Here is a 13993-nt window from a genome sequence, read left to right on the forward strand (position 1 = left end):
GCCGTTACGCCCTCTTCATAAGCGGAAACCGCTCTTTCAGGAGCCGCAGGATCGATTCCGATCCGACGGGCGGGCCGAACAGGAAGCTCTGGCCATAATCACAGCCCATCTGTGCGAGCTGGATCGCATCCTCTTCCGACTCGATGCCTTCGGCGACGACCCGCATGTCGAGTTCGCGCGCCATGGCGATCACCGAGCGCAGCACGACGCCGCGCTTGTCGCTTGGATCGCGGACCAGCGCCTTGTCGATCTTGATGGTGTCGAAGGGGAAACGGGTCAGGTAGGAAAGCGACGAATGCCCGGTGCCGAAATCGTCGAGGGCAAGCCGCAATCCCGCTTCCCTCAGTTTTTCGAGAACGAGCCGGGCCTGTTCCGGGTTTTCCATCACCAGCGATTCGGTGAGTTCCATCTTCACCTTGGCCGGATCGCAGCGGTTCTTGTTGAGGATGGCGCGGACGTCGTCATAAAGGCCGCTGTTGAGGAGCTGCGCGCTCGAAAGGTTGATCGAGACGAAGATCGGCAGATCGCCGGTCTGGATCTGCCACTCCGAAAGGTCGCTCGTCGCCTGGTCGAAAGCGAACATGCCGAGCTGGTTGATGATGTCGGAGTTTTCCGCGATCGGGATGAACTCGGTCGGCGAAACATTGCCGCGCTTCGGATGATCCCAGCGCATCAGCGCTTCGAAACCGGCGACCTCGGCGTCGCTCAACCGCACGATCGGCTGGTAGACGAGCGACAGCTCCTTGCGTTCGATTGCCCGCTTCAGGTCCGCTTCGAGCTGAAGGCGATCCGAACCGGAGGTCCGGAAGGCCGGCCGGAAGGGCTCGACGCGATTGCCGCCCTCCTTTTTGGCGCGGAACATCGCAAGCTCGGCGTCGTCGAGCAGGCTTGCGGCGCTCTGCTCCTGATCGAGCCAGGATACGAGGCCGATCGATGCGGTGAGGTTGATTTCGCGGTTGCCGTAATTGAGCGGCACCATGATCGCCTTGCTGACCGCATCGGCGAAATCTGCAATCTTCGCCGGGTCGCGCTCGGACATGAGGATCAGGCCGAACTGGTCGCCGCCGAGCCGGGCCAAGGTGTCCTGTGGGCGCAGCAACCGCCGCAGACGCCGCGTCAAGGCAATCAGGATATTGTCGCCGGCGGCGATCCCGAGCAGGTCGTTGACCTGCTTGTAGCGGTCGATATCGATGGCGAGAACGGTCGGCCGAACGGCGTTGGTGCCGTCGGACATCAAGAGGATCGCCTGCAGGCGGTCGAGGAACACCTGCCGGTTGGGCAGGCCGGTGAGGTTGTCGAGGAGCGCGTTCTGCAAGAGCCGTTCGACCGAATTGCGCTGCTCGGTAATGTCGACGATGGTGCCGACGCAGCGGATGATCTCGCCATTGGCGCCGAGCACCGGCCGCGCCCGGATCGAAAGCCAGTGATAGTGGCCGTCCTCGGCGCGGGCGCGAAACTCATGGTTCAAGCGTCCGCGCCGATGTTCGAGCAGCACATCAAGGGTCGCGCGGAATCGGTCGCGGTCATCCGGATGCAGCCGCGGCACCCAGTTGCGGACCGGTCCGTTCATCGTGCCGAGCGAGAGCCCGAGCTGGTGCGAAATATCCGGGATCGTCACGACACGGTCGCGCGCCACGTCCCAGTCCCAGACGGTGTCGCCCGAGCCGGTCAGCGCCAGCGCCTGCCGCTCGAGGTCGGAGAAGAGGCCCTGCTGGTAGGCGCCGCCGGCAAAGGCGTGCTGCATGACCGTGAAGCCGATCAGAAGGACGATCAGCACGAGACCGCCGCCGAGCGCCGGCTGGACGATATCATTGGCGAGTTGCCCGGTGACCGCGAGCCACGCGCCGAAAAGCCAGACGAGGATCAGCAGCCAGGCGGGCACGAGAAGGATGGCGCGGTCGTAGCGGTTGAAGCCGAGATAGGCGATCAGCACGATGCCGACGGTCGCCGTCAGCGCGAATGAGAGGCGCGCAATGCCCGACGCGATGGCCGGGTCGTAGACGGCGACGCCGAACAGCAATGCCAGGCCGAGAATCCAGGCGAGCGTCGCATAGCCGAGATGCTGGTGCCAGCGGTTGAGGTTCAGATAGGTGAAAAGGAAGATGACCAGCCCCGCCGCCAGAAAGACTTCCGTCCCGGCGCGCCATATGCGTTCGTCGCCCGCCGTGACGCTGATCAGCTTCGACAGAAAGCCGAAGTCGACGCAGATATAGGCAAGGACCGCCCAGGCGAGCGCTGCCGTTGCCGGCAGCATCGAGGTGCCCTTGACGACGAAAAGAATGGTCAGGAATACGGCGAGCAGCCCGGCAATCCCGAGCACGATGCCGCGATAAAGCGTAAAGGCGTTGACCGTGTCCTTGTAGGCATCCGGTTGCCAGAGATAGATCTGCGGCAGCTCCGGCGTTGCAAGCTCGGCGACGAAGGTGATGACGGCGCCGGGGTTGAGCGTGATACGGAAGACATCCGCCTCGTCGCTCGGCTGCCGGTCGAGGGCGAAACCCTCGCTCGGCGTGATCGACAGGATGCGTTGCGAGCCGAGATCCGGCCAGAACAATTTCGAATTGACCAGCCGGAAGTGCGGCGCGACGATCACCCGTTCGAGCTGCTCTTCGGAAACATTGGCGAGCGCGAAGACGGCCCAGTCGCCCTGGTGATGCTCCGTGCTCGATCTGACTTCGATGCGCCGCACGATGCCGTCCGTTCCGGGGGCGGTGGACACCTGGAAAGCCTCGCCGCGGCCCGAATAGATTTCCGTCGTCGCGGTCAGGTCGAGCGCCGTGTCCTCGCGCGAGATCTTCACGGGCTCGAGCGCATGGGCAACGCCGCCCGCGACACCGAAGATGAAGACGGCGAATGCGACCAGAAACGCCGCCAGCCTTGCGGTGGACGATGCGAACGGCTTGCGGGTCAGGGGCATCAAAGGGGCATATTCCTGCTCGGTACGGCATCCGCGGACAGAAGCGAAAACATCAGGTGATCGCGCCACTGGCCGTTTATCTTCAAGTACTGTCTCAAGTAGCCTTCGCGTTCAAAGCCGGCCTTTTCAAGGAGCCGAATGCTCCGTGTGTTTTCTGGAATACAGGCTGCTTCGATACGGTGCAACTCGAGGGTCGAAAAGATGTAGGGGATCGTCAGCTGCAGGGCTGCGTGCATGTGGCCCTGGCCGGCATATTTCTGCCCCATCCAGTAGCCGATCATGCAGTTCTGCGCGGCACCCCGGCGGATATGGCCGATCGTCAGACCGCCGAGGAGGACCTCGTCGTGTTTGTGGAAAAGGAACAGCGGCACCGCCTGGCCGGAAGCGAATTCCTGTTCGTTGCGAATGACGCGGCCGCGAAACGCGCTTTCGGTCATCTCATCGGTGCGCCAGGACGGTTCCCACGGTTCCAGAAAGCTGCGGCTTGCGCTGCGCAATTGATACCATTGCCGATAGTCGGCATAGCGCGGGAGGCGAAGAAGGTAGTCCTCGTTGGCGATCTCGACCGATTCGGGCTGCCGGGACAGGAACCGAAACACCGATCGCGCCATATATGCCTCCGGGCCAAACTCGCATGCCGGCGGGCGGAGATCGGCTTCATAGTCCTTCTCAACCCGCTCAGGTTAACTTACGCAGCCGGACCGATATTCCGGCTCGGATCGCGCCATCATTCAACGGTTCGAAGGCGCTGTGTCATTGCGAAGCGTTGCACAAGTCAACGCCTAAATCGAATCCGATTTTGAAGAACGTGCAAGAAAAACACGGGGGGTCTCGCGGACGCCCGCCGGCAATTTTTGCGGATGGCGATGGCTCCCGCTAGCCGGCGAGGGCGTGGACGGCGGACTTGGTGTTCAGGGACGACAGAATATCGCTCATCGGGGCAAGCTGATCGAGGGGGCCGATCGCCGAAAGCGTCGGGGCCGTATCGAAGAAAAGACGACCGGCGAGATCGGTCAGCCGCTCTATCGTGATGCCGGACAGCCGCTCCATCAGTTCTTCGTTCGGAATGGGGCGCCCATAGAGCATCATCTGGCGGGCGATCTGGCCGGCGCGGGCCGCCGGGCTTTCCTGTCCCATCAGCAGTTGCGCCCGGATCTGCGCGCGGGCCCGCTCGATCTCCTGCTGATCGATGCTCGTCGAGGACTTGCGCAATTCGTCGATGATGACCGGCATCAGCTCGGGGAGGTTCTCGCCGCCCGTCGCGGCATGAATGCCGAAGATGCCGGTATCGGAAAAGCCCCAATGGAAGGCGTAGACCGAATAACAGAGCCCGCGATGTTCGCGCACTTCCTGGAAGAGGCGCGAGGACATGCCGCCGCCGAGGATGTTGGCGAGGATCTGCGAACAGTAGAAGTCCCGGGCGTGATAGGCCCTGCCTTCGAAGCCGAGCAGCACCTGCGCGTCCATCAGGTCACGGCTCTCGCGGCTGTCGCCGCCGGTATAGCGCGCCGTATCGAGAACCGGAGGCGACAGCGGCGCGACGGGCAGGGAGGAAAAGCGCTCCTGGACCTGGCGCACGATCGAGTCGTGGTCGACGGCGCCGGCGGCAACGATGAACATCCTGTCAGTCGTATAATTGCGGCCGAGATACTGGCGGATCTGGCCGGGTGTGAACGACATCACCGTTTCGGGCGTGCCGAGGATCGGCCGTCCGACCGTCTGGTCGCGATAGGCGGTCTCGGCGAAGCGGTCGAAGACCACGTCATCCGGCGTGTCGTCGGCCGCGCCGATCTCCTGCAGGATGACGTGCTTCTCGCGCCGGAGTTCTTCCTCGTCGAAGGTCGATTCCGTGAGAATGTCCGCGAGGATGTCGATCGCCAGCGGCACATGGTCCTTGAGCACCCGGGCGTAGTAGGAGGTCGTCTCGGTGGAGGTGGCGGCGTTGACCTCGCCGCCGACATTTTCGATTTCTTCGGCGATCTGGCGCGCACTGCGCCGTCTCGTCCCCTTGAAAGCCATGTGCTCCAGCAGATGCGCAATTCCGTGTTCATCCACGGTTTCATTGCGCGAACCGGATTTGATCCAGACCCCGAGCGCCACGCTTTCCAGATGCGGCATTCGCTCGGTCACCACCGTCAGCCCGGAAGGGAGCCGGGTGCACTCAACTTTCATCATCCGTATCTTTCGTTCTATTTTTGAACGCGGGTACGCTCGCCGATGAAGGTTTCGACGTTTTTCAGCTCAGCATCCAGGATATCGAAACGCTCCGCCCTAGTCATCAGATCAGCAAGCCACGTCGGAAGCGTGGGGTCAATACCACTTGCCGATTTTACCGCGTCGGGAAATTTCGCGGGGTGGGCGGTGCCGAGAACCACCATCGGTGCCGATGGCTTCTCGTGCTTGGCGGCGACTGAGACGCCGATTGCCGTATGCGGATCAAGGAGATAGCCCGATTTCTTGAAAGTGTCGCGGATGGTTGCGGCCACCTGCTTCTCCGAGGCGCGCCCTGCGCGAAATTCCTTGCGAATTTTTTTCAGGGCGCCCTCTTCGATCGCAAAGGAACCGGATTGCTTGAGGCTTGCCATGGCGGCGCGCACCTCGGAAGCCTCGCGCCCAAAGGCTTCGAACAGCAGCCGCTCGAAGTTGGACGAGATCTGGATGTCCATCGACGGCGACGTCGTCGCCTTCACCTCGCGCATCTCGTAGCGGCCGGTCTTCAGCGTGCGCGCCAGAATGTCGTTCTCGTTGGTGGCGATGATGAGCTTGTCGATCGGCAGGCCCATGCGCTTGGCTACATAGCCGGCGAAGATATCGCCAAAATTGCCGGTCGGCACGGTGAAGGAGATCTTCCGGTCCGGGCCGCCAAGCGCGATTGCCGTCGTGAAATAGTAGACGATCTGCGCCATGATGCGCGCCCAGTTGATCGAGTTGACGCCCGACAGCTTGACCCGATCGCGAAAGGCCGTGTCGTTGAACATGGCTTTGACCAGGTTCTGGCAATCGTCGAAATTGCCGTTGACGGCGATCGCATGCACGTTCGATGCATTGGCGGTCGTCATCTGCCTCTGCTGGACCGGCGAGACCTTTCCATGCGGGAAGAGGATGAAGATGTCGGTCCGATCCCGACCGGCAAAGGCGTCGATCGCTGCACCTCCCGTATCGCCGGAGGTCGCCCCGACGATCGTCGCCCGTTCGCCGCGCTCGGCAAGCACATGGTCCATGAGGCGCGCCAGCAATTGCATGGCGACGTCCTTGAAGGCCAGCGTCGAACCGTGGAAGAGTTCCATGACGAATGCGTTGGGGCCGGTCTGGACGAGCGGCGCAATGGCCGGATGGCGGAAGGTGGCGTAGGCCCCGTCGATCATCTCGCGGAACTTCGCCGCCGGGATTTCGCCGTTTGTGAAGGGCTGGAGAACCGTGAAGGCGATTTCCTGGTAGGATTTGCCGCGCAGCGCCCGGATTTCCTTCTTCGAGAAGGTCGGCCATTCCTTTGGCAGGTAGAGGCCGCCATCCCGGGCAAGCCCTGCCAGAAGAGCGTCGCAGAAACCGAGGGGCGCTGCTTCCCCGCGCGTCGAGATATACTTCACCGTCTTCATCCTTCCTTACCGCATCTCAAAATTCCAGCAGGCATTCAGGCGGACGATCGCCCCTGCCGCGCTATCACGCCGGCGTTGCATATCCTTTAAGGGAGAACCGCCGGCCGGCCACCTATTTGTTCCAGTTCGCCGAAAATCGCCCGGCCATTCTTGTCACCATGGCAAATTTCCGGGCTTCTTCGGAAATTCGGGCTTGCGACGGCCGACCGGTCGATTTTTCGATTTGCCGCTGCTATAGACGATGCCCGAAGGTCGAGAAAGGCCTTCACCAATCGTCGGTCTGGAGGAGGAGGGGATTTGTGCATGGGTTCCTGCTCCAGCCATGGAAGGGATTGCGACGGCCTTGGCCCAACTGGGCGCGGTTGCCGTGATCTCAAAGTCTCACCGGTTCAGTAGGGGTCGTGCAACGTGTCTGGCAATGTGTCTCGCCATCTTCTCGCAATGTCTGTCCTTTTGGTCGCCGCAGGCTGTAACCAGACGCAAAACGGCGGCGCCATCGAAGCGGGGGGCAACGCGAACGCGCCGACGCCGGCGGTGATCCAGGCGGCTTGCCCGCCGGTGATGCTGAGAGACGGCACCGCCTCCTACCGCACCTATGCCAAGGGCGGGAAGGACGATCCGACCAAGGTCGTCTATCAGGCGTCGCTGGCCGACACCACGCGGCAATGCGTGCAGAGCGCAGACTCCCTGACAGTGACCGTGGTCGCCCAGGGCCGCGTCGTGGCCGGTCCCGCCGGCGGTCCGGGCAAGCTGACGATGCCGATCCGTGTCGCCGCGACCGACGGGGAAAAGACGCTCTACTCCGAGTTGACGCAATACCCGGTCGAGATTCCCACGGGCAGCACCACCACGCAGTTCGTCTTCACCAAGGCCGACGTCACCCTGCCGGCCGGCGCCGGATCGGACGCCAAGATCTTCGTCGGCTTCGACGAGGGGCCGCAGAAGGCGAAGCAGTAGCAGGCGCGGCAGTGCAGGAGCAGATCCCGCTCCATTGCAACGCCTAAAAAACAAACGCCGGCGCACAGCCCCGGCGTTTCCTCGTCAGCGCTCGCTTACTCGGCCGCGACGCTCTTGCCGGCTTCCCATTTGTAGAGCGAGAAGCTCGGCGAGGTGAGGTCGCCGCTTTCGCCAAAGGTCAGCTTGCCGATCACAGTGTCGATCTCCTCGCCGGACTTGATCGCCGTCGCGACGGCTGTCGCGTCCTCGGCGGAGCCCGCCATCTCGATGCCCGCCTTGATGACTTGGACAGCCGCATAGGCATTGAGCGTGAAGGCCTCGGCCGGGATGTTCTTCGCCTTGAGCGCTTCGATCACCGGGGCGGCGGCCGGGTTGCGGGTCGCGTCGCTGGCATTCGTGAAGATCGTCCCCTCGGCAGCGTCCGCGCCGATCGCCCAGAACTCGGTGTTGGAGAGACCGTCGCCGCCGATCAGTTGCGCGTTGACTCCCTGGTCGCGCATCTGGCGGATCATCAGGCCGGCCTCGGCGTGGTAGCCGCCGAAATAGACGACGTCGACATTCTCTGCCTTGAGACGTGTGACGATGGCGCTGAAGTCCTTCTCGCCGGGGTTCAAGCCCTCGTAGACAACTTCCGTGATGCCGCCTGCATTGATTGCGGCCTTGAAGCCATCGGCGAGGCCTTTGCCATAGGCGCCTTTGTCGTGCAGCACGGCGACGCGCTTGTCCTTGAGGTTCTTCACGACATAGTCGGCAGCGACGACGGCCTGCTGGTCGTCGCGGCCGCAGGTGCGCAGCACGTTCCAGAGCCCGCGCGTCGTAAGATCGGGGGTGGTTGCCGTTGGCGTGACCATCAGGATGCCGTTCTCGGCGAGCACGTCGGATGCCGGCATTGCAGTGCCGGAGAGCACCGGCCCAACGACATAGCGTACCCCTTCGCCGGCGAGCTGGTTCGACACCGAAACGGATTGCTTCGGTTCGCCGGCGTCGTCGACGATCTTGAGGACGAGTTTTTCGCCCTTGATGCCGCCGGCATCGTTGATCGCTTCGACGGCTGCCTCGGCGCCGTTCTTCACTTGCTCGCCGAAGGCCGCGACCGGGCCGGTGAGCGGGGTGATCACGCCGAGCGTGATGTCGGCATGGGCGAGCGGCGCGAAGGCCATGCCGGCAGCCAAGGTCATTCCGGTCAACAGTGAAAGACGCATCGTGTTTCCTCCTTGGAACTAACCGCTACCGGCCCCGACGCACGACGGCCGCTGTAGCACTTTGAACTGCTGCGTGGTCCTCAATCGGGACCATGCAGTCGTCGGTGTTGATATAGCCCTCCTGAGCCGTCGGAAAAGTCGCGGATTCTGGGAGGAAAGCCAGGCGTCTTTCAACGCGACATGCCGTCCTTCGCGCGCGGCGCGCGCCTACAGCGCCGCGCGCCTTATCAGGCGCGCAAAGGTCGCTGTAGCACTTTGAATTGCTGCATGTCTTCGTCCTTACATCGAGGTCGATTTAAGAAGACATGCCGTTGCCGCTTGCGGGGTCGTCAGCGCCGGCGGTCGCCGGAGCAAAACTGATCGGGGTCGTGCGTCGCGACGATCAGGCCGTCAGGGACTCGGACCATTCGGCAAGCGCAGCGATCACGCCCGGCAGCGCCGCCATGCGGGAGACGACGGTCTCCGCGCCCGCGTCCGTCAGCTTGTCGGCATGCGAGGGATAGGTGTGCGAACCACCGGTGAACCCGACGACGCGCATGCCTGCGGCGCGCGCGCCATGCACGCCGTGCACCGAATCCTCGATGACGAGGACGCGTGCCGGATCGACGCCGAATTGGGCGGCGCCGTGCAGGAAGATGTCCGGCTTCGGCTTGACCCGGTCGGGGCCGAGATCGCGCGCAGAGTAGATATGCTTGCCGAAATGATCCTTGATGCCGACCTTGCCGAGCATCGTTGCGAGCCGCGCAGAGGTCGAGTTCGAGCAGATGCAGTGCGGCAGCGTCAGCTGCAGCAGCACCGGCTTGACGCCGTCGATGATCTTGACGTCACGGGCCAGCCGCTTGTCGAGAATGGTGTCGACACGGTCGATCAACGAGGCGGAAAGCGGGATGCTGGCTTCCCGCTCGATCGTCAGCAACGTGTCGCGCCAGGTCAGGCCGGCGAAGCGCTCGTTCATTTCCTCGACGCTGATCGGAAAGCCCGCCTCGCTCACCAGTTCTGCCTGGACTTCCGAGGCGATGATTTCCGAATCGACGAGAACGCCGTCGCAGTCGAAGATGATGAGGTCGATACCGGTCATTTTGCGTCCTTGGGAGAGAGGCGCCGCTGGCAGGGGAGGAGCTGAAGTGCAGCGCGGAAATAGGATCCCGGCAGATTTATACGATGGCAGATCAAAGCTCAACCTTTGGAAATCGTGTTGCGGTGGTTGTAGCTTGCTCGACAGGCCCGTGCTGGGCCTCTATCTGTAGCGCATGAAGAAGGAACACGACGACACGCTTGCAAGCCGGATCAGCCGGGCGCTCGCCGAGAGGATCATCTCCGGCACGCTGTCGCCGGGCGAGCGGTTGCGTCAGGACCATGTCGCCGAGGAGTTCGGCGCCAGTCATGTGCCGGTACGCGAGGCGTTCCGACGCCTGGAGGCGCAGGGTCTCGCCGTCAGCGAGCCGCGTCGGGGCGTGCGCGTCGCTTCCTTCGATCTCAAGGAGGTGCGCGAGGTGGCGGAGATGCGCGCCGCGCTGGAGGTGCTGGCGCTCCGCCATGCCATACCCCACCTGACGCCTGCCATTCTCGATCGCGCCGAGGCTGCCACGGTTGCAGCCGAAAGATCGCGCGACGTGCGCAACTGGGAGGCGGCAAATCGGGCCTTCCACCGGCTGATCCTGGAGCCGTGCGCCATGCCGCGCCTGCTTGCCGCGATCGACGACCTGCATGCGACAAGCGCCCGGTTCCTGTTCTCCGCCTGGCGTTCCAGTTGGGAGGCGCGCACCGACCACGACCACCGCGCCATCCTCGCGGCGCTGCGGCAGGGAAGGGGCGAGGAGGCGGCCATCATCCTCGAGCGCCATGTCGGCTGGATTGGGAAAACGCCGGTGAAGACAGCAGGCGGGGAAGTTCGCGACGCCTTTTCTATCGTCGGCTAGGCCCTCTTGTCGTAAACTCGTGCGGCAAACGGAGAAGGATCGGCCGTTCTGATGGTTCGACTTCGGGGACATCATCTCCTCTGTCTGCTCACCTTCGTCGGCGAGGGCTACACCCCCGCCTTCACGGGCAACTTTCGCCTGATTGCCGCACGTCTTTCGAACGGCGAAGCAATCGAGATCGTCGAAGGGCCGGACGACATCTGCGTCCCGATGCTGGATCGGCCCGAAGCCCATTGCCGCAACACCGACATTCGCGACCGCGACGCGTGGGCTCTGGCGGCAATTGGCGAGCGACTTGGTATCGCGCTCAAGGCCGGCTCGATTCTCAACCTCGACGGTCAGCGCCTCGATGCCTTGCGCGCCGCCTTCGCGGCCGGTCTGATCCGCGCCGCCTGCCATGAATGCGAATGGTCCGGGTTTTGCACGCGCATCGCCCGTGACGGCTTCGAAGGGACCCTGGTTCAGAGCTAATGCATGTCGCCCAGACGTGCAGAAAAACAACGCCGAGCAATGCCAGGCGCCTATAGCGGAAAGAACTCCAGGAAGGCCTTCTCTCCCTTGTCGCTGAAGCGGACGGCGCGGCTGTCCTTCTCGCGCTTTGCCCAGCCCTTGTCGATGAAAAGCGTGAGCAAAGCCTCGCCGAGCGAGCCGGCGAGGTGCGAACGGCGCTCGCTCCAGTCGAGACAGGTGCGGCAGATCGGCCGTCGGGACTTGCTGAGTGCGTCGTAGTCGATGCCGAGTGCCTCGACGCGGTCCCTGCCTGCGTCGGTCAGGGCAAGGTCATCTCCGGTCACTTCGATCTGACGGGCGGCGACGAGGCTGTCCAGCAGGCGGACGCCATAGTCGCCGGCCAGATGATTGTAGCAGACGCGTGCCTTGCGCAGCGCCGGGTCCTTCGGTCCCGGCCGATGCCGCGTCAGGCCGCGGCTGGCGGCGAAGCCCATCAGGCTTTCGAGCATCAATCCGACCTCGTCCTCGCTGAGCGCATAGTAGCGATGCCGACCCTGCTTGCGCTGCGTCAGCAGTCCGCCGGCTTCCAGCTTGGCGAGATGCGAGCTTGCGGTCTGCAGCGTGATTCCGGCATGGGCGGCAAGCTCCGTCGGCGTCAGTGCCTGGCCGGCCATCAGCGCAGTCAGTATGTTGGCGCGCGCCGGATCGCCGATCAGCGATCCGATGAGAGCTATGTCGGGACCTTCCTTCATACTTCGATCGTAGTCGAAGCATCCGGGCGGGACAAGCGGGCATGATGCTACTGCATGTTTCCTTAAATCATAGCCGATTCAAGGATAAAAACATGCAGCAATTCAAAGTGCTACAGCGACCTTTGCGCGTCTGAAAAGACGCGCGGCGCTGTAGTCGTCGACAAGGAGAAAACCATGCTCACCTGCTTCATCCGCTATGAGATCGATCCGTTCCGCAAGGAGGATTTCGCCACCTATGCCCGCAACTGGGGCGAGGCCATCCCGCGCTGCGGCGCCGATCTCATCGGCTATTTCGGTCCGCACGAAGGCTCGGCGACCGCCGCCTATGGCGTCTACAACATCGAGAGCCTCGCCGCCTACGAGGCCTACCGGGCGCGGCTCGCCGCCGATCCGCTCGGTCGCGAGAACTACGAGTTCGCCCGGCGCGAGCGCTTCATCCTCAAGGAGGACCGCATCTTCCTGAAGAACCTCCCGCTGCCGTATGGAAAGGAGTGACGCGATGATCGCTGTGATTTTCGAAGTCCTGCCATCCGAGGGCGAACGCGCCACCTATCTCGGCCTTGCCGCCGACCTGCGTCCGCTGCTGGACCGGATCGACGGCTTCATCTCCATCGAGCGCTTCCAGAGCCTCGCCGACCCGAACAAGCTGCTGTCGCTCTCTTTCTGGAGGGATGAAGAGGCGGTGAAGGCCTGGCGCAATGGCGCCGAGCATCGTGCGGCGCAAGGCGCGGGGAGGAACGGCGTCTTCGCCGACTATCGGCTGAGGATTGCCGCGGTCGTCAGGGACTACGGCCTCAATCATCGCGATGAGGCGCCGGCGGACAGCCGGCAATGGCATGAGGGCAACGCCGCCTGAACGAAGAGGCGTGGGCAACGCCGCAAATTTTCCGAGACCGCCTTCAGGCTTTGGTAACCATCTTCGGTAACCATAAGTGCTATAGTCAGTCCCGAGTAAGCGTATTTGCGAGTTGCCCATGTCTTCAGTTGTTTCGCTTGCCGAAATCTCCCGCGCCGCCCGTCCGCTGAGCTGGCTGGACAGCATCATCAAGGGAGATTGCGTGGCCGCGCTGAACGCGCTTCCAGACAATTCGGTCGACGTCGTCTTCGCCGACCCGCCCTACAATCTGCAGCTCGGCGGCATGCTGCACCGGCCGGACCAGTCGCTGGTCGATGCGGTCGACGACGAATGGGACCAGTTCGCGTCCTTCGAGGCCTATGACGCCTTTACCCGCGCCTGGCTGCTCGCCTGCCGCCGCGTCCTGAAGCCGACCGGCACGCTCTGGGTCATCGGCTCCTATCACAATATCTTCCGGGTCGGCGCGATCCTGCAGGACCTGCATTTCTGGATCCTGAACGACATCATCTGGCGCAAGACCAATCCGATGCCGAACTTCAAGGGCCGCCGCTTCCAGAACGCCCATGAGACGCTGATCTGGGCGACGCCGAATGCCAAGGCCAAGGGCTACACCTTCAATTACGAAGCGATGAAGGCGGCCAACGACGATGTGCAGATGCGCTCCGACTGGCTCTTCCCGATCTGCTCAGGCGGCGAGCGCCTGAAGGGCGACGACGGCAAGAAGGTGCATCCGACGCAGAAGCCGGAGGCGTTGCTCGCCCGCATCCTGATGGCCTCGACCAAGCCCGGCGATGTCGTGCTCGATCCGTTCTTCGGCTCCGGCACGACAGGCGCCGTTGCCAAGCGCCTCGGCCGCCATTTCGTCGGCATCGAGCGCGAGCAGGATTATATCGATGCAGCGGCCGAGCGGATCGCCGCAGTCGAGCCGCTCGGCAAGGCGACGCTTTCGGTCATGACCGGCAAAAAGGCAGAGCCGCGCGTCGCTTTCAATACGCTGATCGAGAGCGGGCTGATCAAGCCCGGCACGGTGCTGACCGACGCCAAACGCCGCTACAGCGCGATCGTGCGCGCCGATGGCACGCTGGCTTCCGGCGGCGAGGCCGGCTCGATTCACCGCCTCGGCGCCAAGGTTCAGGGTCTCGACGCCTGCAACGGCTGGACGTTCTGGCATTTCGAAGCGGGAGGCACCCTGAAGCCGATCGACGAACTCAGATCCGTCATTCGAAATGACCTGGCAAAACTGAACTGATCAACCAGTTCCGCCCTGGGTCTTCGAGAGGCGCTCCCTCCGGTCTTGTACCTTCAGTCCCGGAAGGAGAGCTTTAAACGCCCGGAATCCGATGA

13 protein-coding genes are annotated in these 13993 nt (G+C 63.2%); 6 read left to right on the forward strand and 7 right to left on the reverse strand.

Annotated elements, in window-relative coordinates:
- Positions 1-4 precede the first annotated feature (4 nt).
- The 4 genes from NGR_RS14050 to thrC form a co-directional block, all read right to left on the reverse strand.
- On the reverse strand, positions 5-2917 hold the full coding sequence (locus NGR_RS14050; protein WP_164924199.1) for an EAL domain-containing protein: 2913 nt from the start codon (positions 2915-2917) through the stop codon (positions 5-7).
- On the reverse strand, positions 2917-3528 hold the full coding sequence (locus NGR_RS14055) for a GNAT family N-acetyltransferase (protein ID WP_012707122.1): 612 nt from the start codon (positions 3526-3528) through the stop codon (positions 2917-2919). The genes NGR_RS14050 and NGR_RS14055 overlap by 1 nt, the downstream gene beginning before the upstream one ends.
- A gap of 265 nt (positions 3529-3793) precedes the next feature.
- Complete coding sequence (locus NGR_RS14060) at positions 3794-5092, reverse strand: M16 family metallopeptidase (protein WP_012707123.1); 1299 nt, start codon at positions 5090-5092, stop codon at positions 3794-3796.
- Positions 5093-5106: 14 nt separating this feature from the next.
- Entirely contained in the window at positions 5107-6513 is a 1407-nt protein-coding gene (gene thrC / locus NGR_RS14065) for a threonine synthase (protein ID WP_193377893.1), read from the reverse strand.
- A gap of 408 nt (positions 6514-6921) precedes the next feature.
- On the opposite strand from thrC, the gene NGR_RS14070 reads away from it, so the two are divergent.
- Positions 6922-7470, forward strand: a complete 549-nt coding sequence (locus NGR_RS14070; RefSeq protein WP_012707125.1) for a hypothetical protein — start codon at positions 6922-6924, stop codon at positions 7468-7470.
- Between the two features lie 95 nt (positions 7471-7565).
- Here the strand turns inward: NGR_RS14070 and NGR_RS14075 are convergent, their stop codons facing one another.
- Positions 7566-8672: a branched-chain amino acid ABC transporter substrate-binding protein gene (locus tag NGR_RS14075; RefSeq protein ID WP_012707126.1), complete on the reverse strand. Its 1107-nt coding sequence runs from the start codon at positions 8670-8672 to the stop codon at positions 7566-7568.
- A 382-nt stretch (positions 8673-9054) separates the two neighbouring features.
- Complete coding sequence (locus NGR_RS14080) at positions 9055-9750, reverse strand: HAD family hydrolase (protein WP_012707127.1); 696 nt, start codon at positions 9748-9750, stop codon at positions 9055-9057.
- Positions 9751-9922: 172 nt separating this feature from the next.
- Here NGR_RS14080 and NGR_RS14085 point away from each other — a divergent pair, with 172 nt between their 5' ends.
- Together NGR_RS14085 and NGR_RS14090 are read left to right on the forward strand one after the other, a co-directional pair.
- Complete coding sequence (locus tag NGR_RS14085; RefSeq protein ID WP_012707128.1) at positions 9923-10591, forward strand: GntR family transcriptional regulator; 669 nt, start codon at positions 9923-9925, stop codon at positions 10589-10591.
- A gap of 51 nt (positions 10592-10642) precedes the next feature.
- Positions 10643-11062 carry a DUF1284 domain-containing protein gene (locus NGR_RS14090; RefSeq protein WP_012707129.1) on the forward strand — a complete coding sequence of 140 codons (420 nt, stop codon included), beginning with the start codon at positions 10643-10645 and terminating at the stop codon, positions 11060-11062.
- Positions 11063-11112: 50 nt separating this feature from the next.
- On the opposite strand, the gene NGR_RS14095 is transcribed toward NGR_RS14090, so the two are convergent.
- A complete protein-coding gene (locus NGR_RS14095; RefSeq protein ID WP_012707130.1) occupies positions 11113-11793 on the reverse strand; it encodes a winged helix-turn-helix domain-containing protein in 681 nt (226 codons plus the stop codon).
- A 174-nt stretch (positions 11794-11967) separates the two neighbouring features.
- On the opposite strand from NGR_RS14095, the gene NGR_RS14100 reads away from it, so the two are divergent.
- The 3 genes from NGR_RS14100 (at position 11968) to NGR_RS14110 (ending at position 13898) form a co-directional block, all read left to right on the forward strand.
- The gene (locus NGR_RS14100; RefSeq protein WP_012707131.1) at positions 11968-12288 is read left to right on the forward strand and encodes an NIPSNAP family protein; all 321 of its coding nucleotides are present in this window, start codon (positions 11968-11970) and stop codon (positions 12286-12288) included.
- 4 nt (positions 12289-12292) lie between these two features.
- Positions 12293-12649, forward strand: a complete 357-nt coding sequence (locus NGR_RS14105) for an antibiotic biosynthesis monooxygenase family protein (protein WP_012707132.1) — start codon at positions 12293-12295, stop codon at positions 12647-12649.
- Between the two features lie 118 nt (positions 12650-12767).
- On the forward strand, positions 12768-13898 hold the full coding sequence (locus NGR_RS14110) for a site-specific DNA-methyltransferase (RefSeq protein WP_012707133.1): 1131 nt from the start codon (positions 12768-12770) through the stop codon (positions 13896-13898).
- Positions 13899-13993: the final 95 nt, after the last annotated feature.

The sequence above is a fragment of the Sinorhizobium fredii NGR234 genome (assembly GCF_000018545.1).
GTDB lineage: Bacteria > Pseudomonadota > Alphaproteobacteria > Rhizobiales > Rhizobiaceae > Sinorhizobium > Sinorhizobium fredii_A.

Coding starts and splice junctions, on each gene's coding strand:
- NGR_RS14050 (WP_164924199.1), bottom strand. CDS start 2,917: ATGCCCCTGACCCGCAAGCCGTTCGCATCGTCCACCGCAAGGCTGGCG.
- NGR_RS14055 (WP_012707122.1), bottom strand. CDS start 3,528: ATGGCGCGATCGGTGTTTCGGTTCCTGTCCCGGCAGCCCGAATCGGTC.
- NGR_RS14060 (WP_012707123.1), bottom strand. CDS start 5,092: ATGATGAAAGTTGAGTGCACCCGGCTCCCTTCCGGGCTGACGGTGGTG.
- thrC (WP_193377893.1), bottom strand. CDS start 6,513: ATGAAGACGGTGAAGTATATCTCGACGCGCGGGGAAGCAGCGCCCCTC.
- NGR_RS14075 (WP_012707126.1), bottom strand. CDS start 8,672: ATGCGTCTTTCACTGTTGACCGGAATGACCTTGGCTGCCGGCATGGCC.
- NGR_RS14080 (WP_012707127.1), bottom strand. CDS start 9,750: ATGACCGGTATCGACCTCATCATCTTCGACTGCGACGGCGTTCTCGTC.
- NGR_RS14085 (WP_012707128.1), top strand. CDS start 9,923: ATGAAGAAGGAACACGACGACACGCTTGCAAGCCGGATCAGCCGGGCG.
- NGR_RS14090 (WP_012707129.1), top strand. CDS start 10,643: ATGGTTCGACTTCGGGGACATCATCTCCTCTGTCTGCTCACCTTCGTC.
- NGR_RS14095 (WP_012707130.1), bottom strand. CDS start 11,793: ATGAAGGAAGGTCCCGACATAGCTCTCATCGGATCGCTGATCGGCGAT.
- NGR_RS14100 (WP_012707131.1), top strand. CDS start 11,968: ATGCTCACCTGCTTCATCCGCTATGAGATCGATCCGTTCCGCAAGGAG.
- NGR_RS14105 (WP_012707132.1), top strand. CDS start 12,293: ATGATCGCTGTGATTTTCGAAGTCCTGCCATCCGAGGGCGAACGCGCC.
- NGR_RS14110 (WP_012707133.1), top strand. CDS start 12,768: ATGTCTTCAGTTGTTTCGCTTGCCGAAATCTCCCGCGCCGCCCGTCCG.